The sequence below is a fragment of the Pseudomonas fluorescens genome (genome assembly GCF_001648775.1).
GTDB lineage: Bacteria > Pseudomonadota > Gammaproteobacteria > Pseudomonadales > Pseudomonadaceae > Aquipseudomonas > Aquipseudomonas fluorescens_M.
The window spans coordinates 1-226 of the sequence record NZ_LVEJ01000041.1 but is presented as its reverse complement, the minus strand read 5'-3'; the positions used below and the strand labels follow the sequence as shown (position 1 = coordinate 226).

Here is a 226-nt window from a genome sequence, read left to right as displayed (position 1 = left end):
AAGCAGTTGGGGTTTTGTTTTAGTAGAAGTAACCGTTTTTGCTGGCTTGTTACCGTGTTGACGGGCCAGATACAGAATTTCTTGACGACCATAGAGCGTTGGAACCACCTGATCCCATCCCGAACTCAGCAGTGAAACGATGCATCGCCGATGGTAGTGTGGGGTTTCCCCATGTGAGAGTAGGTCATCGTCAAGATTAAATTCCGAAACCCCAATTGCGAAAGCA

The 226-nt window shown here is 47.8% G+C and carries 1 rRNA gene; it reads left to right on the top strand.

The window, feature by feature from the left end:
• Nucleotides 1-80 precede the first annotated feature (80 nt).
• A 5S ribosomal RNA gene (gene rrf / locus A8O26_RS28945) occupies nucleotides 81-196 on the top strand.
• Nucleotides 197-226 lie beyond the last annotated feature (30 nt).